The sequence below is a fragment of the Psychrobacter sp. T6-1 genome (genome assembly GCF_052258445.1).
On record NZ_JBQQFC010000678.1, the window covers coordinates 1 to 746 of the forward strand.

Consider the following 746-nt stretch of genomic DNA (forward strand, 5'->3'; position numbering starts at 1 on the left):
TCGCTCAAGGTGATTTTTTCTTTTAGCTCATTATGTACAGCTATGGGTTTTATCGTCTCAACTTCGCGGTTATGAGACGAGCTTTCTAAATCGTCTTTTACCGCTTCAAATGCTGATATGTTGGCTTTGATGCTCGCGACACTGGCATAGATTTGCTGCAATGCTGGAAGCAACTTAAATGCAGCTAACGCGTAAACGGCTAATATTGGTAATACCGCTCCCAAATTACCTTCGTGTAATTTAATCAGTAGTAGCACTAGGCCTATCATGCTGCCAAAAGCGATAAGCTCCATAAAATAGCGCGGTACTTGACTGATACCCGTGTTAGTTCCTAATGCGCGGGCAAAAATCTCTCCACTATCCTTAAAACGCTTGATAAAGTCGTGGCTACGATTGAGCAGCAGGACATCTTTGATACCGCCAAAGCCTTCATTCATCAATCTAAAACGTTCAGTAGAAACTTCAGATATTTTTGTGCCATTGGACACTAGCTTTTTGCGCACGAGCTTATAGAGTATGAAGTAGGCAAGAGCGAATAGGATCAAACCTAATATTGCTATCACAGGATTGTAGATGACGATACTAATAGAGATAAGGACCGCCAAAACTACTTTTGCATTCATTTGCATCAGCGGTTGTATTATTCCACCCGTTATACGCATGGCTTCTGTAGATATCTGCTTGGTCAGCTGTGCACTGCTACCGCTGGCATGAAACTGCCAATCTTCTTGCATATAGTGCGTATA

The 746-nt window shown here is 42.2% G+C and carries 1 protein-coding gene; it reads right to left on the reverse strand.

The window, feature by feature from the left end; translation table 11 throughout:
- A partial coding sequence (locus ACTXGO_RS15355) for an ABC transporter transmembrane domain-containing protein (RefSeq protein ID WP_443575127.1) occupies positions 1–746 on the reverse strand: 746 nt, incomplete at both ends.